Origin of the sequence: Streptomyces sp. NPDC057099 (genome assembly GCF_042671245.1) — a bacterium.
In the GTDB taxonomy this organism is placed as follows: domain Bacteria; phylum Actinomycetota; class Actinomycetes; order Streptomycetales; family Streptomycetaceae; genus Streptomyces; species Streptomyces purpurascens.
This window is the reverse complement of sequence record NZ_JBHUTX010000032.1, coordinates 21,697-45,835: the sequence shown is the minus strand read 5'-3', so window position 1 is coordinate 45,835 and position 24,139 is coordinate 21,697. Positions and strand designations below refer to the sequence as shown.

24 protein-coding genes and 1 riboswitch are annotated in these 24,139 nt (G+C 70.4%); of the genes, 13 read left to right on the top strand and 11 right to left on the bottom strand.

Annotation, left to right across the window (positions count from 1 at the left end; genetic code table 11):
- Nucleotides 1-109 precede the first annotated feature (109 nt).
- The 6 genes from ACFT4A_RS29715 to ACFT4A_RS29690 all read left to right on the top strand — a co-directional run bounded on the left by ACFT4A_RS29715 (nucleotide 110) and on the right by ACFT4A_RS29690 (nucleotide 7,506).
- Complete coding sequence (locus tag ACFT4A_RS29715; protein WP_382835897.1) at nucleotides 110-364, top strand: DUF3311 domain-containing protein; 255 nt, start codon at nucleotides 110-112, stop codon at nucleotides 362-364.
- The gene (gene mctP, locus ACFT4A_RS29710) at nucleotides 361-1,989 is read left to right on the top strand and encodes a monocarboxylate uptake permease MctP (protein ID WP_382835894.1); all 1,629 of its coding nucleotides are present in this window, start codon (nucleotides 361-363) and stop codon (nucleotides 1,987-1,989) included. The genes ACFT4A_RS29715 and mctP overlap by 4 nt, the downstream gene beginning before the upstream one ends.
- A 90-nt stretch (nucleotides 1,990-2,079) precedes the next feature.
- Complete coding sequence (locus tag ACFT4A_RS29705; protein ID WP_382835891.1) at nucleotides 2,080-2,586, top strand: GNAT family N-acetyltransferase; 507 nt, start codon at nucleotides 2,080-2,082, stop codon at nucleotides 2,584-2,586.
- 35 nt (nucleotides 2,587-2,621) lie between these two features.
- A riboswitch (cobalamin riboswitch) is annotated at nucleotides 2,622-2,778 on the top strand.
- Between the two features lie 122 nt (nucleotides 2,779-2,900).
- Complete coding sequence (locus ACFT4A_RS29700) at nucleotides 2,901-5,288, top strand: ribonucleoside-diphosphate reductase subunit alpha (RefSeq protein ID WP_382835889.1); 2,388 nt, start codon at nucleotides 2,901-2,903, stop codon at nucleotides 5,286-5,288.
- The gene (locus ACFT4A_RS29695; RefSeq protein ID WP_382835886.1) at nucleotides 5,288-6,295 is read left to right on the top strand and encodes a ribonucleotide-diphosphate reductase subunit beta; all 1,008 of its coding nucleotides are present in this window, start codon (nucleotides 5,288-5,290) and stop codon (nucleotides 6,293-6,295) included. Before ACFT4A_RS29700 ends, ACFT4A_RS29695 begins: the two co-directional genes overlap by 1 nt.
- Nucleotides 6,296-6,543: 248 nt before the next feature.
- The gene (locus tag ACFT4A_RS29690) at nucleotides 6,544-7,506 is read left to right on the top strand and encodes a GlxA family transcriptional regulator (RefSeq protein ID WP_382835883.1); all 963 of its coding nucleotides are present in this window, start codon (nucleotides 6,544-6,546) and stop codon (nucleotides 7,504-7,506) included.
- 13 nt (nucleotides 7,507-7,519) lie between these two features.
- On the opposite strand, the gene ACFT4A_RS29685 is transcribed toward ACFT4A_RS29690, so the two are convergent.
- From ACFT4A_RS29685 to ACFT4A_RS29640, 10 genes are all read right to left on the bottom strand, one after another.
- Entirely contained in the window at nucleotides 7,520-8,887 is a 1,368-nt protein-coding gene (locus tag ACFT4A_RS29685) for a cytochrome P450 (RefSeq protein WP_382835880.1), read from the bottom strand.
- Nucleotides 8,884-9,969, bottom strand: a complete 1,086-nt coding sequence (cyc1, locus tag ACFT4A_RS29680; protein WP_382835877.1) for an epi-isozizaene synthase — start codon at nucleotides 9,967-9,969, stop codon at nucleotides 8,884-8,886. The genes ACFT4A_RS29685 and cyc1 overlap by 4 nt, the downstream gene beginning before the upstream one ends.
- A gap of 295 nt (nucleotides 9,970-10,264) precedes the next feature.
- Nucleotides 10,265-10,915: a peptide deformylase gene (gene def, locus ACFT4A_RS29675; protein ID WP_382835874.1), complete on the bottom strand. Its 651-nt coding sequence runs from the start codon at nucleotides 10,913-10,915 to the stop codon at nucleotides 10,265-10,267.
- Between the two features lie 137 nt (nucleotides 10,916-11,052).
- Nucleotides 11,053-12,033, bottom strand: a complete 981-nt coding sequence (locus tag ACFT4A_RS29670; RefSeq protein WP_382836007.1) for a tetratricopeptide repeat protein — start codon at nucleotides 12,031-12,033, stop codon at nucleotides 11,053-11,055.
- A 117-nt stretch (nucleotides 12,034-12,150) separates the two neighbouring features.
- The gene (locus ACFT4A_RS29665; RefSeq protein ID WP_382835872.1) at nucleotides 12,151-13,398 is read right to left on the bottom strand and encodes an HD-GYP domain-containing protein; all 1,248 of its coding nucleotides are present in this window, start codon (nucleotides 13,396-13,398) and stop codon (nucleotides 12,151-12,153) included.
- Nucleotides 13,395-14,726 carry an HD-GYP domain-containing protein gene (locus ACFT4A_RS29660; protein WP_382835869.1) on the bottom strand — a complete coding sequence of 444 codons (1,332 nt, stop codon included), beginning with the start codon at nucleotides 14,724-14,726 and terminating at the stop codon, nucleotides 13,395-13,397. The genes ACFT4A_RS29665 and ACFT4A_RS29660 overlap by 4 nt, the downstream gene beginning before the upstream one ends.
- Nucleotides 14,727-14,889: 163 nt before the next feature.
- On the bottom strand, nucleotides 14,890-15,201 hold the full coding sequence (gene rsrA, locus ACFT4A_RS29655; RefSeq protein WP_031103063.1) for a mycothiol system anti-sigma-R factor: 312 nt from the start codon (nucleotides 15,199-15,201) through the stop codon (nucleotides 14,890-14,892).
- Complete coding sequence (gene sigR / locus ACFT4A_RS29650; protein WP_189723136.1) at nucleotides 15,198-15,884, bottom strand: RNA polymerase sigma factor SigR; 687 nt, start codon at nucleotides 15,882-15,884, stop codon at nucleotides 15,198-15,200. The genes rsrA and sigR overlap by 4 nt, the downstream gene beginning before the upstream one ends.
- A gap of 256 nt (nucleotides 15,885-16,140) precedes the next feature.
- Nucleotides 16,141-16,779, bottom strand: coding sequence for an alpha/beta family hydrolase (locus ACFT4A_RS29645; protein WP_382835867.1), 639 nt, complete (start codon nucleotides 16,777-16,779; stop codon nucleotides 16,141-16,143).
- Nucleotide 16,780: 1 nt separating this feature from the next.
- Nucleotides 16,781-17,596, bottom strand: coding sequence for an SOS response-associated peptidase (locus ACFT4A_RS29640; protein WP_382835864.1), 816 nt, complete (start codon nucleotides 17,594-17,596; stop codon nucleotides 16,781-16,783).
- Nucleotides 17,597-17,646: 50 nt separating this feature from the next.
- Between ACFT4A_RS29640 and ACFT4A_RS29635 the strand changes: the two genes are divergently transcribed.
- The 4 genes from ACFT4A_RS29635 (at nucleotide 17,647) to ACFT4A_RS29620 (ending at nucleotide 21,266) form a co-directional block, all read left to right on the top strand.
- Nucleotides 17,647-18,369 (top strand): M50 family metallopeptidase, encoded by a 723-nt coding sequence (locus tag ACFT4A_RS29635; RefSeq protein WP_382835861.1) that lies wholly within the window; start codon nucleotides 17,647-17,649, stop codon nucleotides 18,367-18,369.
- A 122-nt stretch (nucleotides 18,370-18,491) separates the two neighbouring features.
- Nucleotides 18,492-19,808, top strand: a complete 1,317-nt coding sequence (gene aroA / locus ACFT4A_RS29630; protein ID WP_382835860.1) for a 3-phosphoshikimate 1-carboxyvinyltransferase — start codon at nucleotides 18,492-18,494, stop codon at nucleotides 19,806-19,808.
- Between the two features lie 17 nt (nucleotides 19,809-19,825).
- The gene (gene rsgA / locus ACFT4A_RS29625; RefSeq protein ID WP_382835857.1) at nucleotides 19,826-20,836 is read left to right on the top strand and encodes a ribosome small subunit-dependent GTPase A; all 1,011 of its coding nucleotides are present in this window, start codon (nucleotides 19,826-19,828) and stop codon (nucleotides 20,834-20,836) included.
- A 106-nt stretch (nucleotides 20,837-20,942) separates the two neighbouring features.
- The gene (locus tag ACFT4A_RS29620) at nucleotides 20,943-21,266 is read left to right on the top strand and encodes a multidrug efflux SMR transporter (RefSeq protein ID WP_193481056.1); all 324 of its coding nucleotides are present in this window, start codon (nucleotides 20,943-20,945) and stop codon (nucleotides 21,264-21,266) included.
- Between the two features lie 7 nt (nucleotides 21,267-21,273).
- Here ACFT4A_RS29620 and ACFT4A_RS29615 read toward each other — a convergent pair whose 3' ends face one another.
- Nucleotides 21,274-21,882: a TetR/AcrR family transcriptional regulator gene (locus ACFT4A_RS29615; RefSeq protein WP_382835855.1), complete on the bottom strand. Its 609-nt coding sequence runs from the start codon at nucleotides 21,880-21,882 to the stop codon at nucleotides 21,274-21,276.
- 325 nt (nucleotides 21,883-22,207) lie between these two features.
- Between ACFT4A_RS29615 and hisN the strand changes: the two genes are divergently transcribed.
- The 3 genes from hisN to ACFT4A_RS29600 all read left to right on the top strand — a co-directional run bounded on the left by hisN (nucleotide 22,208) and on the right by ACFT4A_RS29600 (nucleotide 24,045).
- A complete protein-coding gene (gene hisN, locus ACFT4A_RS29610; protein ID WP_261683157.1) occupies nucleotides 22,208-23,008 on the top strand; it encodes a histidinol-phosphatase in 801 nt (266 codons plus the stop codon).
- 132 nt (nucleotides 23,009-23,140) lie between these two features.
- Nucleotides 23,141-23,533 (top strand): cyclic nucleotide-binding/CBS domain-containing protein, encoded by a 393-nt coding sequence (locus ACFT4A_RS29605; RefSeq protein ID WP_382835852.1) that lies wholly within the window; start codon nucleotides 23,141-23,143, stop codon nucleotides 23,531-23,533.
- A gap of 95 nt (nucleotides 23,534-23,628) precedes the next feature.
- Nucleotides 23,629-24,045: a Fur family transcriptional regulator gene (locus tag ACFT4A_RS29600; protein WP_382835849.1), complete on the top strand. Its 417-nt coding sequence runs from the start codon at nucleotides 23,629-23,631 to the stop codon at nucleotides 24,043-24,045.
- The last annotated feature ends 94 nt before the right edge of the window (nucleotides 24,046-24,139 follow it).

Here is a 24,139-nt window from a genome sequence, read left to right as displayed (position 1 = left end):
GGTTTCTATTGGGTACCGCATTGCGGACGAGGGGTTCCGTTCCCGCCGCACCCTGACCTAGATTGCCTGCGCATTACACAGGTGATCACTGAGGGGACGGAGTCGCTGGATGTCGCAAGCCCCAGAAGCCAGTAGAGGGCCGGTGGTGACGCCGATGCGGGTCGTCATCGCCCTCTGCCTCGTAGCGCCCTTCGTGGCCATGCTGTGGGTCGGCTCGTACGCCAAGACCGACCCGGCCTTCATCGGGATCCCGTTCTTCTACTGGTACCAGATGGCGTGGGTGCTCATCTCCACCGCGCTGACGATGACCGCGTACAAGCTGTGGCAGCGTGACCAGCGCGCCCGTAAGGAAGGTGCGCGGTGAAGGACGGCGTGAACGGCGTCGCACTCGCCGTCTTCATCTTCTTCTTCCTGCTCGTCACGGTCATGGGCTTCCTGGCCTCGCGATGGCGCAAGGCCGAGAACGAGAACAGCCTCGACGAGTGGGGCCTGGGCGGCCGGTCGTTCGGCACCTGGGTCACCTGGTTCCTGCTCGGCGGCGACCTGTACACGGCGTACACCTTCGTGGCCGTACCGGCGGCGATCTACGCGGCGGGCGCGGCCGGCTTCTTCGCGGTGCCGTACACGATCCTGGTCTACCCGCTGATCTTCACCTTCCTCCCCCGCCTGTGGTCGGTCTCCCACAAGCACGGGTACGTGACGACGTCCGACTTCGTGCGCGGCCGCTTCGGCTCCAAGGGCCTGTCGCTGGCCGTGGCCGTCACCGGCATCCTCGCGACCATGCCGTACATCGCGCTCCAGCTCGTCGGCATCCAGGCCGTGCTGGACGTGATGGGCGTCGGCGGCGGCGAGGACACCAACTGGTTCATCAAGGACCTGCCGCTGCTGATCGCGTTCGGCGTGCTGGCGGCCTACACGTACTCCTCGGGCCTGCGGGCCCCGGCGCTGATCGCCTTCGTCAAGGACACCCTGATCTACATCGTCATCGCGGTGGCGATCATCTACATCCCGATCAAGCTGGGCGGCTTCGACGAGATCTTCGCCAGGGCGGGCGACGCGTACAGCCAGACCAACCCGGCTACGGGCGCGCCGCGCGGTGCGCTGGTGCCGCCGGAGGCGGGGCAGTGGACGTACGCCACGCTGGCGCTCGGCTCGGCGCTCGCGCTGTTCATGTACCCGCACTCGATCACGGCGACGCTGTCCTCGCGCAGCCGTGAGGTGATCCGCCGCAACACCACCATCCTGCCGCTGTACTCGCTGATGCTGGGTCTGCTCGCGCTGCTCGGCTTCATGGCGATCGCGGCCGGGATCAAGGTGCAGAACGGGCAGCTGGCGATCCCGCAGCTCTTCGAGACGATGTTCCCGGACTGGTTCGCCGGCGTGGCGTTCGCGGCGATCGGCATCGGAGCGCTCGTGCCGGCGGCCATCATGTCCATCGCGGCCGCGAACCTCTTCACCCGCAACATCTACAAGGACTTCATCAAGCCGGACGCCACGCCGGCGCAGGAGACCAAGGTCTCCAAGCTGGTCTCCCTGCTGGTGAAGGTGGGCGCGCTGGCCTTCGTCCTCACCATGGACAAGACCGTCGCCATCAACTTCCAGCTGCTGGGCGGCATCTGGATCCTGCAGACCTTCCCGGCCCTGGTCGGCGGCCTGTTCACCCGCTGGTTCCACCGCTGGGCGCTGCTCGCGGGCTGGGCGGTCGGCATGATCTACGGAACGGCCGCCGCGTACGGGGTCGCCTCGCCGACCCAGAAGCACTTCGGCGGCTCCTCGAAGGAGATCCCCGGCATCGGTGAGATCGGCTACATCGGCCTCACGGCGTTCGTGCTGAACGTGGTGGTGACGGTGGTCCTCACCTTCGTCCTGAAGGCCCTCAAGGCCCCCGACGGCATCGACGAGACCAAGCCGGAGGACTACACCGCCGACGCGGGCGACCCGGGGGTCCAGGTCGAGCTCCCGCCCGCCACCGCGGGCTCCGCCCACTAGGAACGACTCGAACCGACTGGGCACGTACGCCCGCAGCGGGCCGCCGGTGATCGACCACCCCGGCGGCCCGCTCTCGTACACACTCACGCCATGGACACTCTGATCCGGCGCGTGCAACCCACCGAGTACGGCCCCCTCGGCGAGCTGACGGCCCACGCCTACCTCACCGACGGGCTCCTCGACTTCGGCCAGAGCGACGAGTACCTCCACGAACTGCGGGACGTCGCCAAACGGGCGGCCGCGGCCGACGTCCTGGTCGCCGTCGAGAACGACACCCTCCTCGGCGGCGTCACCTTCGTACCGTCCGGCGGCCCCATGGCCGACATAGCCGGCCCGGGAGAGGCCGAGATACGGATGCTCGCGGTCTCGCACGCCGCCCGCGGCCGCGGCACCGGTGAGGCCCTCGTGCGCGCCTGCGTCGACCGCGCACGGGCCACGCCCGGCTGCCTGCGCATCGTGCTGTCGACCCAGCGCACCATGCGCACAGCCCACCGCATCTACGAACGCCTGGGTTTCACCCGCACTCCCGAGCGGGACTGGAAGCCGATCCCGCACCTGGCGGACATCACTCTCCTCACCTACCAGTTGACACTCTGAAACCAGCGCGACACAACATCTGGGGGTGTCACCCGAACCCAGCACAAGATGTATGCTCGTGCTCGCTGTCGCCGCAGGGGAATCCGGTGCGAATCCGGAACTGTCCCGCAACGGTGTACTTGTGCGTATCCGCCCTCAAAGCGGAGCGCGCACGCTTCAGTCCGAGGACCTGCCGACAGCGCGCCCGGCCGTCCGGCCGGGGTGCCCTGACGTCCGGGCCTCGTGGAATGGGCCGGTGGACGCGACGCCGTGTGCGCTCGTGTGCTGCCCCCTGCCCTGCGCGAGGCCCCTTGCCGAGCGAGGGAGAGCCCCACGTGACCATCGCGCCAGCCGAACCGGTCTCAGCTGCCGAAGAAGAGCACGACGGTCCCGGTGCCGCGCTGCTGCGGACCCTGACCGAGCTGACCGCCGATCTCCCCGACGCCGACCCGGGCCGGGTCGCCGCCGCCGCGTTGCGCGGCCGGTCCGCGCGGGGGGCCGTGCAGGAGGTCATCGCGGAGCTGCGCGAGCTCGCGACGGAGTCGGCCGCGGGCCTCATCTCCGAGGACCCGGCCTACTCCCGGCTGGCCGCCCGTCTGCTGACGATCGGCATCCGTGAAGAGGCCGCCTCGCAGGGTGTCACGTCTTTCACCGAGTCCGTCGCGGTCGGCCACCGCGAGGGTCTGATCGCCGACCGGACCGCCGAGTTCGTGCGCCTGCACGCCGCCCGGCTCGACGCGCTGATCGACCGGGCCGCCGACGACCGCTTCGGCTACTTCGGCCTGCGGACGCTGCACAGCCGCTACCTGCTCCGCCACCCGATCACCCGCAAGGTCGTCGAGACGCCCCAGCACTTCATGCTGCGCGTCGCCGCCGGCCTCGCCGAGGACGACACGGCACAGTCCGTCGACGAGGTCGCCGCGCTCTACGGGCTCATGAGCCGGCTCGACTACCTCCCCTCCTCCCCCACCCTCTTCAACTCCGGCACCCGGCACCCCCAGATGTCGTCCTGCTACCTCCTGGACTCCCCGAAGGACGAGCTGGACTCGATCTACGACCGGTACCACCAGGTGGCGCGGCTGTCGAAGCACGCGGGCGGCATCGGGCTGTCGTACTCCCGTATCCGTTCCCGCGGTTCGCTGATCCGCGGCACCAACGGCCACTCCAACGGCATCGTCCCGTTCCTGAAGACCCTCGACGCCTCGGTCGCCGCCGTGAACCAGGGTGGCCGCCGCAAGGGCGCCGCCGCGGTGTACCTGGAGACCTGGCACTCCGACATCGAGGAGTTCCTGGAGCTGCGCGACAACACCGGTGAGGACGCCCGCCGTACGCACAACCTGAACCTCGCGCACTGGGTGCCGGACGAGTTCATGCGGCGGGTCAACGCCGACGGGCCGTGGTCGCTGTTCTCCCCCTCGGACGTGCCCGAGCTGGTCGACCTGTTCGGCGAGGAGTTCGACGCCGCGTACCGGGAGGCCGAGGCGAAGGGCCTGGCGCGGAAGACCCTGCCCGCCCGTGAGCTGTACGGCCGCATGATGCGCGCCCTGGCGCAGACCGGCAACGGCTGGATGACCTTCAAGGACGCCGCCAACCGCACCGCCAACCAGACGGCCGAGCCGGGCCACGTCGTCCACTCCTCCAACCTCTGCACGGAGATCCTGGAGGTCACCGACGACGGGGAGACGGCGGTCTGCAACCTGGGGTCGGTCAACCTCGGCGCCTTCGTCGACCGGGCCCGCGGGGACATCGACTGGGAGCGGCTGGACGAGACCGTCCGTACGGCCGTGACCTTCCTCGACCGTGTCGTGGACATCAACTTCTACCCGACCGAGCAGGCGGGCCGCTCCAACGCCCGCTGGCGTCCGGTCGGCCTCGGGGCCATGGGCCTGCAGGACGTCTTCTTCAAGCTGCGCCTGCCCTTCGACTCGCCCGAGGCCAAGGCGCTCTCCACCCGGATCGCCGAGCGCGTCATGCTCGCCGCGTACGAGGCCTCCGCCGACCTGGCCGAGCGCAACGGCCCGCTGCCGGCCTGGGAGAAGACCCGTACGGCCCGGGGCGTGCTGCACCCCGACCACTACGACGTGGAGCTGACCTGGCCCGAGCGCTGGGCGGCCCTGCGCGAGCGCATCGCCGCGACCGGCATGCGCAACTCCCTGCTCCTCGCCATCGCGCCCACGGCCACCATCGCCTCCATCGCGGGCGTGTACGAGTGCATCGAGCCGCAGGTGTCCAACCTGTTCAAGCGCGAGACGCTGTCGGGTGAGTTCCTCCAGGTCAACTCCTACCTGGTGGACGAGCTCAAGCGGCTCGGCGTGTGGGACGCCCGCAGCCGGGAGGCACTGCGCGAGGCCAACGGCTCGGTGCAGGAGTTCGCCTGGATCCCCGCGGACGTACGGGCGCTCTACCGCACGGCGTGGGAGGTCCCGCAGCGCGGTCTGATCGACATGGCGGCGGCCAGGACCCCGTTCCTGGACCAGTCCCAGTCCCTGAACCTCTTCATGGAGACGCCGACCATCGGCAAGCTCTCCTCGATGTACGCGTACGCCTGGAAGGCCGGGCTGAAGACGACGTACTACCTGCGCTCGCGCCCGGCGACCCGCATCGCCCGCGCCGCCCGGGCCCAGGCGCAGCCTGAGAAGACCATCCCCGTGCAGCAGACGGCCGACCCCGACGCGGTCGCCTGCTCCCTGGAAAACCCCGAGTCCTGCGAGGCCTGCCAGTAATGACCACCCAGAATCTCCTCGACCCCGGCTTCGAGCTCACCCTGCGTCCCATGCGCTACCCGGACTTCTACGAGCGCTACCGGGACGCCATCAAGAACACCTGGACCGTGGAGGAGGTCGACCTCCACTCGGACGTCGCCGACCTCGCCAAGCTGTCCCCGATGGAGCAGCACCTGATCGGCCGGCTGGTCGCCTTCTTCGCGACGGGCGACTCGATCGTCGCGAACAACCTGGTGCTGACGCTGTACAAGCACATCAACTCCCCCGAGGCGCGGCTCTACCTGAGCCGGCAGCTTTTCGAGGAGGCCGTGCACGTCCAGTTCTATCTGACGCTGCTGGACACCTATCTCCCGGACCCGGAGGACCGCGCCGCCGCGTTCGACGCGGTGGAGAACATCCCCTCCATCCGCGAGAAGGCCGGGTTCTGCTTCAAGTGGATGGACTCGGTGGAGAAGCTGGACCGGCTGGAGACCCAGTCCGACCGCCGCCGCTTCCTGCTGAACCTGATCTGCTTCGCCGCGTGCATCGAGGGCCTGTTCTTCTACGGCGCCTTCGCCTACGTCTACTGGTTCCGCAGCCGGGGCCTGCTGCACGGCCTGGCCACCGGCACCAACTGGGTGTTCCGCGACGAGACGATGCACATGTCCTTCGCCTTCGAGGTGGTCGACACCGTCCGCAAGGAGGAGCCGGAGCTCTTCGACGACCAGCTCGAGCAGCAGGTCACGGACATGCTGCGGGAGGCCGTCGAGGCCGAGCTGCAGTTCGCGCGCGACCTGTGCGGTGACGGCCTCCCGGGCATGAACACCGAGTCGATGCGGCAGTACCTGGAGTGCGTCGCCGACCAGCGGCTCAGCCGGCTCGGCTTCGCTCCGGTGTACGGCTCCGAGAACCCCTTCTCCTTCATGGAGCTCCAGGGCGTTCAGGAGCTGACCAACTTCTTCGAGCGCCGTCCCTCGGCGTACCAGGTGGCGGTGGAGGGCACCGTCGACCTGGACGAGGAGTTCTGAGCCCGCTCGCTCTCCCTGACCTCCTGGGCCTCCCTGATCTGACGGTCGACGCGCCTGTCGCGCGCGATGCCGATCACTGACGGGAGGACCAGGAGGACCAGCGTCCCGAGTACGAAGATCATTGCGATGAGTGTCTGTGCCTGGTTCGTTTCCATGGACACCACTGTCGCGCCGATGACTCCTTACCGTCAGTGGCAGTACTGCCGTAGACCCTCGAATTACTGCCACGGGCGAGGCACACTGGAGACATGCTCCAGAACGTGGCCGTCGTCCTGCTCGACGGCGTGAATCCCTTCGAACTGGGTGTGGTGTGCGAGGTCTTCGGCACCGACCGCAGCGACGACGGCCTGCCGGTCTACGATTTCGCGGTCGCCTCGGCCGAGGGCCCGGCGCTGCGCATGAACTCGGGCGTCTCCCTCCAGGTCGAGCACGGCTTGGAGCGGCTGGAGACGGCCGATCTGATCGCGGTGCCGGCCGGGCACAGCTACGCGTCCCGTGAGTTCCCGCCGGAGCTGCTGGACGCCCTGCGGCGCGGGGTCGCCCGCGGCTCCCGGGTGCTCAGCGTCTGCTCCGGCGCCTTCGTGCTGGCCGCCGCCGGGCTGCTGGACGACCGCCGCTGCGCCGTGCACTGGAAGCACGCGCGGGACCTCGCCCGGCAGTACCCCCGGGCGGTCGTGGAGCCGGACGTGCTCTACGTCGACGAGGACCCGGTGATCACCTCCGCCGGCACGGCCGCGGGGATCGACGCCTGCCTTCACCTGGTGCGCAAGGAGCAGGGCACCGAGGTCGCCAACAAGATCGCCCGGCGGATGGTGGTGCCGCCGCACCGTGACGGCGGCCAGGCCCAGTACATCGAGCGCCCGCTGCCGCACTCCGAGGGGGACACGATCGGCGACGTGCTGTCGTGGATGGAACGCCACCTCGACGAGGAAGTCACCGTCGAGCAGTTGGCCGCCCACGCCCACATGTCCCCGCGCACCTTCGCCCGCCGCTTCCAGCAGGAGACGGGGACGACTCCCTACCGCTGGGTCCTGCGCCAGCGGGTGCTGCTGGCCCAGCGGCTGCTGGAGGCGACGGACGAGACGATGGACGCGATCGCCGGCCGAACGGGGTTCGGCAACGCGGCCACGCTGCGCCATCACTTCGTCCGGGCGGTGGGCACCACGCCGAACGCCTACCGGCGCACGTTCAGGGGCCCCGAAGCGGCCTGACGATCACCGTCCGTCACCTCCGCACCGGCCGCAGCAGCAGGTCGTCGGGCCGGAGCGTGATGCCGACGCGCGTGCCGTCGTTCGAACCGGCCACCTGCTCGAAGCGGTACCTGGCGGCCAGCGCCGCCGTGATCAGCGTCAGCTGGGCCATCGAGAAGTGGTCGCTCGGACACTTGCGGTTGCCCGTGCTGAACGGGCTCATGGCGTGCTTCGGGATGTCCTTGACCCGGTCCGGCAGCCAGCGATCGGGGTCGAACTCCAGGTTCCGCTCGTACGACTTCGCGTCGCGCTGGATCGCGTACGGGCTGTAGACGATGTCCGCCCCGGCCGGAATCCGGTATCCGCCGAGTTCCGTGTCCCGCACCGCGCGGCGCGTCAGAATCCAGACGGCGGGGCGCAAACGCAGGGCCTCGACGACGACATTGTTGGTGTGCCTGAGTCCCCGGACGTCCTCGAATGCCACCGGCTTCCCACCGGTGACGGCTTCTACTTCGTCCCGCACCCGGTCCGCCTGTTCAGGGTGTTCCGCGAGCATATGCAACAGCCACATGATCGTGGAGGCGACGGTTTCGCTGCCGGGGGTGAGGATCGCGACGACCTGATCGTGGATCTCCTGTTCCCCGATGGGGTCGCCATTCTCGTCCTTCGCCTCCAGCAATGCCGTCAGCAAATCGTCCGGCTTTTGACCGGATGCCCGGCGCTCGGCGACGATCTCGTCGACCAGGAGATGCAAATCGGCCAATGCCCGGTTGAATTCGCGGTTGGCCGGGAGCGGCAGCCTGTAGAGCGGCCCGAGCGGGACCACCATCCGCCGGTACATCCCGCGGAAGACGGTGGCGAGCGCGACGCACAGCCGCTCCGCCCGCTCGTCCATGAAGTCGCCGCGCAGCAGACAGCGGGCCGCGATGCGCACGGCCACCCGGAAGGACTCGGAGGTGCAGTCGACGGTCTCGCCGGACTTCCAGCGCTCGGCCAGCGCGTGCGCCTCCTCCTCCATGATCGGCCCGTAGGCGGGGATCGCGTCGAGCCGGAAGGCGGGCTGGATGGTGCGCCGCTGGCGCCGGTGCCGCGGCCCGTTCGCCGTGGCCACGCCCTCCTTGCCGAGCAGGCCCTCCAGGGACTCCCAGAGCGGCCCGGCGATGATGAAGTCGTTGCTCAGCGCCAGCGCGCCGGTGAGCTCCGGGGTGGTGACGGCGTACACGGTCTTCGGCCCGAGCTTCAGGCGGACCACCTCGCCGTCGTCACGCAGCCGGGACATGAAGGCCAGCGGATCGCGCACGAGCTTCCAGCCGTGGCCGAGGCCGGGGACACCGCCGCCCGCCCGGGGCGGCTCACGCAGATCCGGAGCCAGGGCTTCGGGTTGCACGGACTCGACGGTCATTTCTCACCTGCCGCTTCGTTGTTGACGTACGGGGGCGTGGACCGGTCGTCCCAGCTGTCGACCATGTACCGGCCGGACTCGTGGTGGAACCAGTAGACGGAACTGAACCAGTTGCGCATATTGCTCAGACAGGCCCGCACGGCGGCGCTCAGTTCCTTTCCCCGCACGGTGCCGTCGGCGAGGTCGTCGGCGAACCCCAATGCTTCCTGTTCGACGTCGATGAATTCGTCTATGCAATTCTCGACACGGTTCCTGAGGTCAACGACCGCCTGTTCGAGAGTCAACCCCTCATGGGTGATGAGACTGATTCCGAGATTGTGCACCTCGTCGCCCGCTATTTCCTTGGGAAGGGAGCAGAGGTCGTTGTACCAGGCGGCGAATTCCTGGCTCAGCAGCGCCGCCCGCCGGTATGCAGGATGCTTCCTGACGGGGTCGGGTATTTCGAATCCAGCGGCCGGTTCCAGGAGATCCGTCCATATCCAGTGGGCGAAGGTGAGCCGGCGCAGCCGGAGATACTCGTCGACCGTGGGCACGATTCCGTGGGTGCGGTTGTGGAACTCCCGGTCGTATGCGTCGACCACCGCGTGGAAGTGCCGGGCGAACCGGAGGTTCCACGTTCTCGGCAGGAACCCGTACAGCCGCAGCACGCTGTCCGCGAACCCGGCGACCAGTGGGTCCTCGTGGTGCAGGTGCAACCCGGGGAAGTCGAGGGCCGTGTGCAGCCGGTCCCGCAGCCGCCGCCAGGCGACCGGACGGCCGTGCACGATGTCGCGGTCGTGCCGGTCGTCCCAGACGAAGAACCAGGCACTGTAGTCCGCGATCGCCTGGAGGACCTCGTCGGAGGCACCGATGTAGTACCCGGCCATGAGGTCGGTGTAGCAAAGGCCGTCGGCATATTCCTCCACCTTGTCCGCGGGCATGAGCCGCTTTTCGAGCAGCCAGGCCCGGGTCTTCTCCTGGCACTTCGGCCAATACGGGTGGAGCTGCCGGGGAAACGCCGCCTCGATCACCGGGAGAGAGAGCGACGGTGGAACTGCGATGGTGGTCGGTGTCGATGTGGTGCCGTGTGGCAAAGCATGCACGAACTAACCCCTCTCAGCCGCCGGTTGGCGCGGGCGCCCCTCCCTTCGTGCCGGGCGTGCGCCGTTGCATACCCCGCTCATCCCATTCAGCACTACAACTGACCGTTCTGGGAACGCATTTGCTTCATTCACTACCCCACAGTGCCGGGATCCTCCCGGTGTGTGACTGGTGGCGGATCGCCAGGAGAGCAGAAGCGATCGAACGTGCGACGGACAGGCGAACGACACAGACGAACGGCGTCTGTTCGGGACGGGAATCCCGAACAGACGCCGTTCGCCTGGTGCTCGTGAGGTCTCAGTCGTTCGCGACCACGGGGTAGCGGGGCTCGTTCTCGGCCATCTGCCGCAGCGCGTCCTTGCGCTCGCGCTTGGAGAGACGGTCGATGTACAGGTAGCCGTACAGGTGGTCGGTCTCGTGCTGCAAACACCGAGCGAAGTATCCGGTGCCGCGCACCTTGATCGGGTTGCCCTTCTCGTCCTGCCCGGTCACCTCGGCGTAGTCGGGCCGGGCGAGCGGGGCGTACGCGGTGGGCACGGACAGGCAGCCCTCGTTGCTGTCGTCCAGCCGGCGCTTCTCGGCGGGCAGTTCGACGAGCCTGGGGTTGCAGACCACGCCGGTGTGCCGGGCGCCCTCGTCGTCGGGGCAGTCGTAGATGAAGACCTTCAGGTCGACACCGATCTGGTTGGCGGCCAGGCCCACGCCCTCGGCGGTCCGCTGGCTGGCGAACATGTCCGCGACGAGCTGCTGGAACTCCTCGCCGAACTCGGTGACGTCCTTGCACTCCTTGTGCAGCACCGGGTTCCCGACCACCGTGATCGGCCGCGAGGTCCCCCGCTCCCGCCAGGCCGCCTCGCGCTCCTCGCAGTCCTCCGTGTCGATCACGTACCCCTCGCCATCGACGGGGAGCACGCCCGCGTGCTGCTGATCGGTGTCCTGCTGAGCCATGACGTTACGTACGCCTTCCTGAAACTGACCGGGCTGAGATGCTGATACAGGTTACGCCGGTGTCGGACGCCCTTTTTTTCTTGAGGGCGCGGGGAACTGCGCGACCAGCCCCCACGGCACCGCACCCGTCAGGCGACCTAACAGACCTCTTCCAGATCCCGCCAATCCCGAGAATCCGGACTGTCGGCGACCCACCCGTCCAAAAGCCCCCGAACCAGCGAAGCCGGCGCAGCCAACCCGCACTCCCGCTCCGGCACCCACAGCTGCCCGTCCGTCCGATGCCCCAGCGGCCCGGGATGCCCCGGCTCACTGTGATCATGCGGATCGAGATGCTCCCCGTCACCCTCGTCCGACGGCATCCGGGACTCCGAGCACATCCGGCACAGCAACCGCACCGAGGAAGACCAGTCCTCCGCCGCGAACCCGGCGTCGGCCGCCAGCTGCTCCAGCGCGTCCCGGTCGGACTCGGTCGCCGCCTCCAGCAGCACCACCCACGTCGGCACCGGCGACGGCGCCCACAGCTCGATCTCGTCGAACACCGGGTAGGTGTGCCCGGCGGCCGTGGTCCGCTCCCCGTGCGGCACCCCGTCGTGCAGTACGACCTCGCCCCAGCGCCGCCCCGACGACGGCAGCGGAATGGACAGCACCTCGATCCGCGCGGGGTCCAGCCGCCGCCCCCACACGACCTCGGCCTCCCCCTCGGGGGACAGCCGTACGGCCGCGCTGCCGAGGTCCATGCCGACGGGCTCGCCGGCGGCGGTGACCGGACCCGGCATCCGCAGCCCGTAGGCCTGCCAGGCGCGCCGGGCCAGCGGCCAGTCCTGGAGGGCGGTCGCGGCGATGCCGACGTTCCACCAGTCGGGCGCACCGGTGTCCCGGTCGAGCAGGGCCACGGCCCTGAGGCCCGCCGCCCGCGCCTGCTCCCAGTCGTGCCGGAACTTGTGCAGCAGCGCGAGGTTGAACCACGACTCGGACAACCAGGGCTCCAGGTCGGCGGCACGTGTCAACAGTGCGCCCGCGTCCTCGTACCGGCCGTCGCCGATCAGAGTGAACGCCCGGTCTGTGGCCTGCCGCCAGGAGGCGGAGGGCCGGTGCCGTCCCTTGCCGAAGATCCTCACGATTCCCGCCTGCCAGTTCCGTTCGGTGGGCTGGCCGTAGCTGTGTTTCGAGCCCCCGGACACCTTCTCCTTCGCATCCAACCACGTACGGCCTCCGAGGCGCTCATTACCCATGGGTTACCCAGCCACGGGCAGAGTCAGACTGCTCCTCGCCAGTACCCGGGCCAGTGATTCCACCACCTCCGGCGCGTACTTCCCGGCGGTGGCGAGCCGGAGTTCCTCCAGCGCCGTCAGCGGCCCGCCGGGCCCGCCTTCCCTGGACTTCTCCTCGTACGCGTTCACGGCCCGGACGATTCGCGCGGCGAGCGGCTGCTCGGCGTAGGGATCGGCCTGCCGCTCCACGACCACGGCGACCGCCTCGTCGACCCCCGTCTGCCGTACGACGGCCCCGCCGAGCAGCGCGATCCGCCGCTGTTCCGCCGCCGGCAGATCGGCGGTGGCGCCCGCCGGCACCGGGTCGACGAGGCTCAGCTGGCCGATGTCGTGCATGAGCGCGGCGTACTCCAGCACGGCCAGTTCGGGCTCGGTCAGGCCCAGGTCCCGCCCCACCGCCTGGCCGAGCGCGGCGACGCGCCGGGCGTGCCCGCAGGGGGTGTAGCCGGCGACCTCGGTGGCCCGCGCGAGGGAGGCGATGGTCTGCCGGTAGGTGGCCCGGACGGCGGCGTACCGCCGGAACGACATCTGGGCGAGCAGCAGCGGCACGGAGAAGACGGGCAGCGCCCACAGCCCGACGACGGCGACCGCGAGCGCCATCACGGCCCCGGTCGCGATGACGGCGGACCCGATGCCGCACACGGCCCGCAGCTCGTCCCGCAGCACCGGGCCGAAGGGCCAGCCGGTGCGGGAATGGGCCAGGGCGGCGGCGAGCACCGCGTCGCACAGCGCCGTCAGGGACAGCAGCGCGAGCAGCAGCAGCGCGTAGGCGGGTCCGCCCCAGTCGTCGAACATCCCCCGGTTGTACGGGGGCTGGAAGCACACGGCGACGAATCCGACGGTGAGCATGCGGCGCGCCAGGTGGTCGAGGGTGGGCCCCTGTCCGCGCGCGACGTGCGGCACGCTGCCGAGCAGTGAGGCGGCCAGCACCACGGCGACGACCTGGGCGAGGCCGTGGTGTGTGGCCTGCCCGCCGGCCTCCCCGAGCAGCGCGTACGACAGGGCCGCCGCGGCCCCGAGCGGTGCCGGTTCCCGGACCCGCGCCCCGTTGCGCCGGGTGAGCTCCCCGACGGTGACGAGGACGCCGAAGGCGAGGGCGACGCGGCGTTCCTCGAGTCCGTCGTAGAGGGTGACGGCGAGGGAGCCGGTGGCGAGGAGGGCGGCGCAGGCGTGGACGAGGGTGCGCAGGAGAGGCGTCCGGTACACGCTCATCGGTGGGCCCCCGGCCGGCTGGAGACGGGTGTGCCGGGCGGCGGGACCCGGGGCGTGCGGGCGTCGTCGGCGGTCACCGCGGGGTGCCAGCCCGCCCGCCGTACGGCCTCGACCAGGGCCGTGACCATCACGGGGTCGAAGTGGCTGCCCGCGCACCGCTCCAGTTCCTCCAGTGCCACCGGGACGGGGCGGGCCCTGCTGTAGCTGCGTGTGGAGGTCATGGCGTCGAAGGCGTCGGCGACGGCCACGACCCGTGCGGACTCCGGGATCTGACGGCCCACCAGCCCGTACGGGTACCCGCTGCCGTCCAGCCGTTCGTGGTGGTGCAGTACGGCGGCACGGGCCTCGCCGAGGAAGCCGATGCCGCGCACCATCTCGTGCCCGTACTCGGGGTGCAGCTCGATGACGCGCCGTTCCTCGGGGGTGAGCGGCCCGTTCTTCCTGAGCAGCCGGGTGGGCACGCCCAGCTTGCCGACGTCGTGCAGGATCCCGGCGAAGCGGAGCACCTCGACGCGCTCGTCGTCCATGCCCAGCTCGCGCGCGATCATCATGGAGGCCTGTCCGACGCGCTCGCTGTGCCCGCGCGTATACCCGTCCTTGATGTCGACGGCCTGGACCAGCGCCCGGATGGTCGCCTGGTGGGCGGCCCGTTCCCGGTGGTACTGCGCGAAGGCCCACCACGAGACGCACATCGGCAGCAGCACGAGCAGCGCGGCCACGGGACCGTACGGGCTGCGCCACAGGACGGCCATCATCAGCCCGGCGAGCCCGTGCACGGCGATCGGCGCGAGCGACCGCGCCACCAGAGCCCGCCAGGCGCGCCGCACCGGCACCCTCTCGGCGGCAGCGAGGATCCCGCCGTCCAGGAGCGCGAGCACCAGGCAGAACGCCAGCACGGCGGCCCCGGCCGGCCCGAGCGCGTACGGCACATCGCCCGCGACGACGGCGTCCCGCCCGCCGAGCGCCCAGTGCACCCGGGCCGCGGCCCACACCCCGAGGACGAGCTGGGCGGCCCGCCAGACGCGCCGCAGCGCCACGGGCCGCTGCCCGACGGGCGAGAGCAGCGCGGCGGGCACGGCGACCAGGGCGGCGGCGGGCGCCGGCAGCAGGAAGGCGCCGGCGAGCAGCACGGGGTAGAAGGTCCCGGCCGGGTGCGAGATGCCGACGAACCGGGACCGGGCGACGCGCTCGCACCCGGCGTACAGCGCGGCGAGCAGCAGGACCGCCCACCAGGGCGTACGGACGCCGGGCAGGGGGAGCAGACAGCACAGGGCGGCGACGGCGACACAGGCGACATACACACGAGCCCGCGCCGATACCGCTTCCATGAGCCCCTCCCCGGCCATGTCCGTCAGGCCCGGAGCCTAGGACGCCCGTGGGGGGTTCCATGGGCCGATAGCCCACGGATTAGCACGTTCGAGTGACGCGTTCGACGGTGACTTGAGGATGACTACCCCTGAAGAGGCGGGGTAGTTGAAAAGCGCAGGAGTGTCAGGATTCCTGCGGCGTGGCGGGCGAGGCCGTGACGTCCTGATCGGGGACCGCCTGGCCGGAACGGATCAGGTCGATCCGCCCCATGACCTTGGCCCGCAGGTCGCCCGGCACGTCGTCATGCCCGCAGCAGCGCTTGACCAGCTTCTTCACGGCCTGTTCGAGCCCGTACTTCTCGAGGCAGGGCGAGCATTCCTCGAAGTGGTGCTCGAACTTCACGCAGTCCGAGTCCGGCATCTCACGGTCGAGGAACTCGTAGAGATGATCGAGGATTTCGCTGCAATCCGTCTCGTGCGGCTCTCCGCAGCTCATGACCCCGAGCCTTTCGCTTCGTTCGACTCTCCGGCGCCGGCCGGGACCATCCCGCGGTCACGGGCGTAGTCCTCCAGCATGCCGCGCAGCTGACGGCGGCCCCGGTGCAGCCGGGACATCACCGTACCGATGGGTGTCCCCATGATGTCGGCGATCTCCTTGTAGGCAAACCCCTCGACGTCCGCGAGATACACGGCGATACGGAACTCCTCGGGGATCGCCTGGAGCGCTTCCTTCACGTCCGAGTCGGGCAGGTGGTCGAGCGCCTGCGACTCGGCGGAGCGCAGACCGGTCGACATGTGCGACTCGGCGCGGGCGAGCTGCCAGTCCTCGATCTCCTCGGCCGCGGAGCGCTGAGGTTCGCGCTGCTTCTTGCGGTACGAGTTGATGAAGGTGTTGGTGAGGATCCGGTACAGCCACGCCTTGAGGTTGGTGCCCTCTCGGAACTGGTGGAAGGACGCGTACGCCTTGGCGTACGTCTCCTGCACCAGGTCCTCGGCGTCGGCCGGGTTGCGCGTCATGCGCAGCGCGGCCGAGTACATCTGGTCGAGGAACTCGAGCGCGTCCCGCTCGAAGCGCGCACTGCGCTCCGCGGCCGTCTCCGCGCCCGTGCCGCCCTGGCCCTCGGGCTGCTCCGCCTGGCCGTGTTCGGTCCCTGCGTCGGTCCCTGTGACCGGACCCACCTCCTCGAGTGTTCTCGTGAGACCGAGACCGGTCTCACCCGAATCGGAGGATAGACGACGATCCGGTCCGCCCGCCGCCCGAACAGGGGCGGTCCTGGCCGCGTGCAGCACCGTCCACTCCAGGTCGGCGCGGCTGCTGCGGCTCGGGCAGATGGTCGAACCCATGCGGCGGACTTCCTCTCCTGCGACGTCTGTGCTGGTCTCCAGCCCGTACGTCCCGCACAACAGTGCTCGCCGCCCCTGCATTCCCGGAGCTTTAACCGAGTGACCCGGTCCACTGCAGGACCGCGTCCGTGATGAGCGCCACGGCCTCGTCCTGCGCGATCTCCGCGCGCTTGGGGACGGCGAAGCCGTGATCGCCGTACGGCACCTCGACGAGTTCGTACGAGCCCGCGGGGAACTCCTCCGGCTTCCCGAAGGGGTCGTTCCCGCCCTGGACGACCAGGGTGGGCACCCCGGAACCCAGCAGTTCCTCGGCCCGGGACTCTTCCGGCTTGCCGGGCGGGTGAAGGGGGAAGCTGAGGGCGAGGACCGCGTGGGCGCCCAGTTCGGTGGCGGTACGGCAGGCGACCCTGGCCCCGGCGCTGCGGCCGCCGGAGACGACCGGCAGTCCGGGCCCGGCCAGGGCGGGCCAGATGCCGCGCCAGCCGAGGTCCAGGGTCTTGGGCGCGGGCGCCAGCTTCTTCCCGGCCACCCGCCAGGGCTGCTCCACACGGGCCACGGTCACGCCGTGGGCGGGGAGGACGGCGGCCAGCGCCTTCAGATCGCGGGCCTCGATGCCGCCGCCGGCGCCGTGGCTGACGGCGAGCACCAGCCGCGCCTTCTTCGCCTGGTGCCAGGTGATCCGGGCGGGGCCCGCGTCGGTCTCGATGATCTCGGTCGTGTCGGAACTCACGTCAGAAGAGTGTGCCCTCTTCCGGCCCCTCCAGCTCCTTCAGCAGCTCCGGCCCGTTGTTGCGGACGTTGCTGACGGCCGTGGCGACGGGGTAGGCGCGCATCAGCCCGGCGGGCGGCGGGGCGAGCAGTTCGCGCAGGTCGTCGGCGTCCGTGCGGGACGGGTCGAGCCAGGCCTCCCAGCGGTCGGGCGTCAGCATCAGCGGCATCCGGGGGTGGATCTCGGCCAGGGCATGCGGACCGTCCGCCGGGGACACCGCCAGCGGGCTCGTCTCGGCCTCGGTGGTGATCACGGAGCACGTCACCCACCAGGACCGCGGGTGGTCGTCGGGCAGCGTCCGGTCCCGCCAGAACTCGTACAGCCCGGCCATGGCGAAGACCGACCCGTCCGCCGGTGTCACGAAGTACGGCTGCTTGCGGGGCCGCTTCTTCTTGCCCTCGACCTCCAGCTCGCGCTCCTGTGTGCCGGTGACCCACTCGTAGTAGCCGTCGGCGGGCAGGACGCAGCGCCGGGAGGTGAAGGCGCGGCGGAAGGACGGCTTCTCGTGGACGGTCTCCGCGCGGGCGTTGATCATCCGGGCGCCGCCCTCGGGGGTCTTCGACCAGGACGGGACGAGCCCCCACTTCAGCTTGCGCAGCTGCCGAACCGGGCGCGGGTCGTCCACGTCTTTCAGAGGGCGGTCGAGGACGGCGTAGACCTCTTTGGTGGGCGCCACGTTGTAGTCCGGCTCGAGGGTCTCCTCGGGCTCCCACTTCTCGATCTCAAAGATTCCTGCGAGATCCTCTGGCCTGCGACTCGCTGAATACCGTCCGCACATACGTGCCACACTGCCAGATTCCATCCGACCACAGGGAGCCAACGCCTTACATGGACAGCACCGCTACCGCCTCGCTCGCCTCCCTCTGGGACGAGGTCTCCGGCACGCAGCCCTACCCCGACCTGTGGGTGGTGATCGCGACTCTGGCCGCCGCGCTCGCCGTGGTGATCCCGCACGGCCTGTGGCGCATCTCCCGCAACGCCATCACCATCGCCCACGAGGGCGGCCACGGGCTCGTGGCCCTGCTCACCGGCCGCACCCTCACCGGCATACGGCTGCACTCGGACACCAGCGGCCTGACCGTCAGCCGCGGCAAGCCGCACGGCATCGGCATGATCCTCACGGCCGCCGCCGGCTACACCGCCCCGCCCCTGCTGGGCCTGGGCGGAGCGGCCCTGCTGGGCGCCGGCCGCATCACGCTCCTGCTGTGGCTGGCCACGGCCCTGCTCCTGGCCATGCTGGTGATGATCCGCAACGCGTACGGCGCCCTGACGATGATCGTCACCGGCGGCCTGTTCGTCCTGGTGTCCTGGCTGGCCGGCCCTCAGGTGCAGGCGGCGTTCGCGTACGTGGTGGTGTGGTTCCTGTTGCTGGGCGGGGTGCGCCCGGCGTTCGAACTCCAGGCGAAGCGGGCCCGGGGCGGGGCGGGCGACTCGGACGCGGACCAGCTGTCACGGCTGACGCATGTGCCGGCGGGGTTGTGGTTCTTCCTGTTCCACGCGGTGTCGCTGTGCTCGCTGATAGGTGGGGGTCGCTGGCTACTGGGCTTGTGACCAGCCGACCCAGGGGCGCGGGGCTGTGCCGATGTGCGGCTCCGCCGCGCGGGCGCGAGCAACCACCACGGCGCCGCACCCGAACCACGGCCCGCCCTCCTGGCTCCTTATAAAGTGGGCCCATGGCCCCGAACACCGCAGACACCGCCCTCTGGCCCGCCCCGCACGCGAGCGGAGCCGTCGACGCGACGGTCCACGTGCCCGGGTCCAAGTCCGTCACCAACCGCGCCCTCGTCCTCGCCTCACTCGCCTCCGAACCCGGCTGGCTGCGCCGCCCGCTGCGCTCCCGCGACACCCTGCTGATGGCCGGTGCCCTGCGCGCGATGGGCGTCGAGATCGAAGAGGGCGTGGGCCCGGACGGCACCGGCGAGGCCTGGCGGGTGCTCCCCACGGGCCTGCGCGGACCGGCCACGGTCGACGTCGGCAACGCCGGCACGGTGATGCGGTTCCTGCCGCCGGTCGCCACGCTCGCCGACGGTCCCGTCCGGTTCGACGGCGACCCTCGCTCGTACGAGCGTCCCCTGAACGGAGTCATCGACGCGCTGCGCCGGCTCGGCGCCCGGATCGACGACGACGGCCGCGGCGCGCTGCCGCTGACCGTGCAGGGCAGCGGTGCCCTGGAGGGCGGCCAGGTCGCGATCGACGCGTCCTCCTCGTCCCAGTTCGTGAGCGCGCTCCTGCTGTCCGGGCCGCGCTTCAACCAGGGCGTCGAGGTCCGCCACACCGGCACCACGCTGCCCTCCATGCCGCACATCCGCATGACCGTCGACATGCTGCGCGCGGTCGGCGCCCAGGTGGACACGCCCGAGTCGGGCGGCGAGCCGAACGTCTGGCGGGTCACACCGGGCGCCCTGCTCGGCCGGGACCTGGTCATCGAGCCGGACCTGTCCAACGCCCAGCCGTTCCTGGCGGCCGCGCTGGTGACCGGCGGCAAGGTCGTCGTCCCGGCCTGGCCGGACCGCACCACCCAGCCCGGTGACCGGCTGCGCGAGATCTTCACCGAGATGGGCGGCTCCTGCGAACTGACCGAGCACGGACTCGCGTTCACCGGCTCCGGCTCGGTCCACGGCATCGATGTCGACCTGAGCGAGGTCGGCGAGCTGACGCCGGGCATCGCGGCGGTCGCGGCCCTCGCCGACTCCCCCTCGACCCTGCGCGGCGTGGCCCATCTGCGGCTGCACGAGACGGACCGGCTGGCCGCCCTGACCAAGGAGATCAACGAGCTCGGCGGCGACGTGACGGAGACCGCCGACGGCCTGCACATCCGCCCGCGCCGGCTGCACGGCGGGATCTTCCACACCTACGACGACCACCGCATGGCCACGGCCGGCGCGATCATCGGCCTCGCGGTCGAGGGAGTACAGATCGAGAACGTGGCGACGACGGCCAAGACCCTGCCCGACTTCCCCGATCTGTGGACCGGGATGCTCGAGGCGTAGGACGCAGGGATCACGTCATGCGCCGCTACGGCAAGCACACCGACGAGGACGACATCCGCACCCGTCCCGGGCGCCGGAACACCCGGCCCCGGACGAACATCCGCCCCAAGCACGAGGACGCCGCCGAGGGCCTCGTCCTCACCGTCGACCGGGGCCGCCTCACCTGTCTCGTGGAGGACCGAGTGGTGATGGCCATGAAGGCCCGCGAGCTGGGCCGCAAGGCGGCCGTGGTCGGCGACCGCGTGGCCCTCGTGGGCGACATGTCAGGCAAGAAGGACACCCTCGCCCGGATCGTCCGCATCGAGGAGCGCACATCGGTGCTGCGCCGTACGGCGGACGACGACGATCCGTTCGAGCGCGTGATCGTCGCCAACGCCGACCAGCTGGCCATCGTCACCGCCCTGGCCGATCCGGAGCCCCGCCCCCGGCTGATCGACCGCTGCCTGGTCGCGGCCTACGCCGGTGGCCTGGATCCGCTGCTGGTGCTGACCAAGTCGGACCTCGCCCCGCCCGACAAGCTGCTGGAGCTGTACGGCCACCTCGACACCCCCTACGTCGTCACCAGCCGCGAGGAACTGCAGGACGGCACCGCCATCGCCCGGGTGCGCGAGCAGCTCGACGGCAAGATCACCGCGTTCGTCGGACACTCCGGAGTCGGCAAGACGACCCTGGTCAACGCGCTCGTACCGGAGGAGCGGCGGCGTACGACCGGGCATGTGAACGCGGTGACGGGCCGAGGCCGGCACACCACCACCTCGGCGCTGGCGCTGCCGCTGTCGGACAACGACGGCTGGGTGATCGACACCCCGGGCCTGCGGTCCTTCGGCCTGCACCACGTGGATCCGTCCCGGGTCATCCACGCCTTCCCGGACCTGGAGCCGGGCACCGAGGGGTGCCCGCGCGCGTGCAGCCACGACGAACAGGACTGCGCGCTGGACGCGTGGGTGGCCGAGGGGCACGCGGACCCGGCCCGGCTGTACTCGCTGCGGCGGCTGCTGGCCACGCGGGAGCGGAAGGAAGGCGACTGACCTCAGCGTTGTTTGTCATGGCGGGCGGACGGTAAGTGCATAATCACTCATCGCACCAAGCCGAATGCAAGCGGTCACTTAGCGTGGCACACGGGAGGAACGGCTCATGGCGTGGCTGCTGGTCATCGTGGCCGGATTGCTGGAGACCGGCTTCGCCGTGTGTCTGAAGCTGTCGCACGGCTTCACCCGCCTCTGGCCGACGGTGGCGTTCTGCGTCTTCGCCCTCGGCAGTTTCGGGCTGCTGACCCTGGCGCTGAGAAGGCTCGACGTGGGTCCCGCGTACGCGGTGTGGACCGGCATCGGGGCGGCGGGGACGGCGATCTACGGCATGGTGTTCCTGGGCGACCTGGTGTCGACGCTGAAGCTGGTGTCGATCAGTCTCGTCATCGTCGGCGTGATCGGGCTGCAGTTGTCGGGCTCGGCGCACTGACGCCCCGTCACCCGGACTGCCGGTACAGGGCGCTGCGGACCAGGTCGGTGACGCCGCCCTCGCCGGGTGGCGCGGCCACGCAGGACAGGGCGAGCCGGACGGCGAGTTCGCAGGAGCGGGACAGGTCGGCGGTGTCGGACCTGGGCGCGCCGGGTCCGGACAGGACGGTGACGGCTCGGTCGCGGATGAGGGTGACGAGGTCGCCTGGTGAGGGCAGCGGGCCGTCGGCGCGGCGCTGCGCCGGTACGGCGGAGGTGGAGGGCACGGCCGAGAGGGTCGGCGAGGGCAGCCGTTCGCTCCAGCAGCCGGTGAGCATGGCGCGGACCAGGGCGTTCTCGCGTGCCGCCGACGTGGTCCACTCGGCGGTGGCGGTGAGCCGGTCGCGGATGTCGCTGTGGCCGGCGAGCGCGCGGTCCACACCGGCGAGATACCCGTCGGCCTCTCTTCTCACGAGCGCCCGGGCGAGGCCGTCCTTGCTGCCGAACTCGTTGTAGAGCGTCTGCCGGGACACCCCGGCCGCCACGGCCACGTCCACCATGCGCACCCCGGACCACGACCGGCGCGCCAGCGCCGCGTAGGCGGCGTCCAACAGAGATTCCCGCGCTGCAGGCATCATTGCCTCCCCTGGGGGCCAGCGGCTCTGCGCACAGATTTGACGCGCCCGCACCCACTGTCAAGGGTTCGCGGGGGCATGCGGGGTCGCCTTTGAGCCGACCTGCGCGGTGCGTCGCCCTGACTGCGGGCATGCGTGCCTCCCCCAGTGCCTTAAGGGCCTGGGAGGCGCCCCCAGGGCGGCACGGGTGGGCGCAGGCGGCACCCCGCCGCGCCGGGTTGCGCACCCACCCGCATCCAGGCCCCCACGCCGGGCAACCACAACGCCCCCACACCCCGGCACAAACCCCCTGTAGCCCCACCCCCACCTCGGCAGATAGGTTCGTTGCATGCCCGACTACCTCGACGATCTGCGTCTCGCCCACGTCCTCGCCGACGCCGCCGACGCCGCGACGACGGACCGGTTCAAGGCCCTCGACCTCAAGGTGGAGACCAAACCGGACATGACGCCGGTGAGCGAAGCGGACAAGGCCGCGGAGGAACTCATCCGCGGCCAACTCCAGCGCGCCCGCCCGCGGGACGCGATCCTCGGCGAGGAGTACGGCGTCGAGGGCACCGGCCCCCGCCGCTGGGTCATCGACCCGATCGACGGCACCAAGAACTACGTACGCGGCGTCCCCGTCTGGGCCACCCTCATCTCCCTGATGGAGGCCGGCGAGGGCGGTTTCCAGCCCGTCGTCGGCGTCGTCTCCGCCCCCGCACTCGGCCGCCGCTGGTGGGCCGCGAAGGGCCACGGCGCCTTCACCGGCCGCAGCCTCACCAAGGCCTCCCGCCTGAACGTCTCCCGCGTCAACAAGCTCGCCGACGCCTCCTTCGCGTACTCGTCGCTCAGCGGCTGGGAGGCGCAGGGCCGCCTGGACGGCTTCCTGGACCTCACCCGCGAGGTGTGGCGCACGCGCGCGTACGGCGACTTCTGGCCGTACATGATGGTCGCGGAAGGCTCCATCGACATGTGCGCCGAGCCGGAGCTGTCACTGTGGGACATGGCCGCCACCGCGATCATCGTCACCGAGGCCGGCGGCACCTTCACCGGACTCGACGCCCGCCCGGGCCCGCACAGCGGCGACGCGGCCGCGTCGAACGGTCTGCTGCACGACGAGTTGCTCGGATATCTCAACCAGCGCTACTGAGCGCGCCCCGTTGTTACCGAGCGCCCCCTTGTTGACCCTCCCTTTACCTGCCACCCTGAGAGTCCCCCCAACTTGTGAATTTGTGAAACACTGAACAAACGGCGGGGGCACTCCCAGGAGGTGGCTCGATCCATGCTCGTCCGTGACGCCATGAGCACCGTCGTCCTCACCATCGGCCCGACCCACACCCTTCGCCAGGCCGCCGCGCTGATGTCCGCACGGCGGATCGGTGCGGCCGTGGTGTACGACCCCGACGCCGGCGGCATCGGCATCCTCACCGAACGCGACATCCTCAACTCCGTGGGCCTGGGCCAGGACCCGGACACCGAACGCGCCCACGCCCACACCACCACCGACGTCGTCTTCGCGACTCCGGCCTGGACCCTGGAGGAGGCGGCACGAGCCATGGCGCACGGCGGCTTCCGCCACCTCATCGTGCTGGAGGACGACGAACCCGCCGGCATCGTCTCGGTGCGCGACATCATCCGCCGCTGGGCACCGGCCCGCCAGCAGGTGCCCGCCTGACAGCAGGAAGCGCGTTAGACAGGATCCAACATCAGGTGGATTCTAAACTCACACCTGTTCGTGACCTGGTCCGCTTTGCTGTTAGGCTGGTGGCCATGAGTGACCTTCTGGAACGGCTGCGCGGACGCGGATGGCGGATGACCGCGCAGCGGCGTGTCGTGGCCGAGGTCCTCGACGGCGAACACGTCCATCTGACGGCCGACGAGGTCCACTCCCGGGCCGTCGCCAAGCTGCCCGAGATCTCCCGGGCGACCGTCTACAACACGCTCGGCGAGCTCGTGACCCTCGGCGAGGTGCTCGAGGTCTCCACCGACCAGCGCGCCAAGCGTTACGACCCGAACGCCCACCAGCCGCACCACCACCTGGTCTGCGCCCGGTGCGGCGCGATCCGGGACGTCCACCCGATCGGCAACCCGCTGGCGGACCTCCCCGACTCGGAGCGCTTCGGCTTCACGGTCTCGGACGTCGAGGTGACGTACCGCGGCGTCTGCCCGAACTGCGCGGCCGCCTAGCTCTCCCCTTCTCGACAAGCCCCGGCACCGATGCGTGCCGGGGCTTGTCCGTGTCTGCGCACTTCCCGTATCTGACGGGCCGTCATATGGTCAA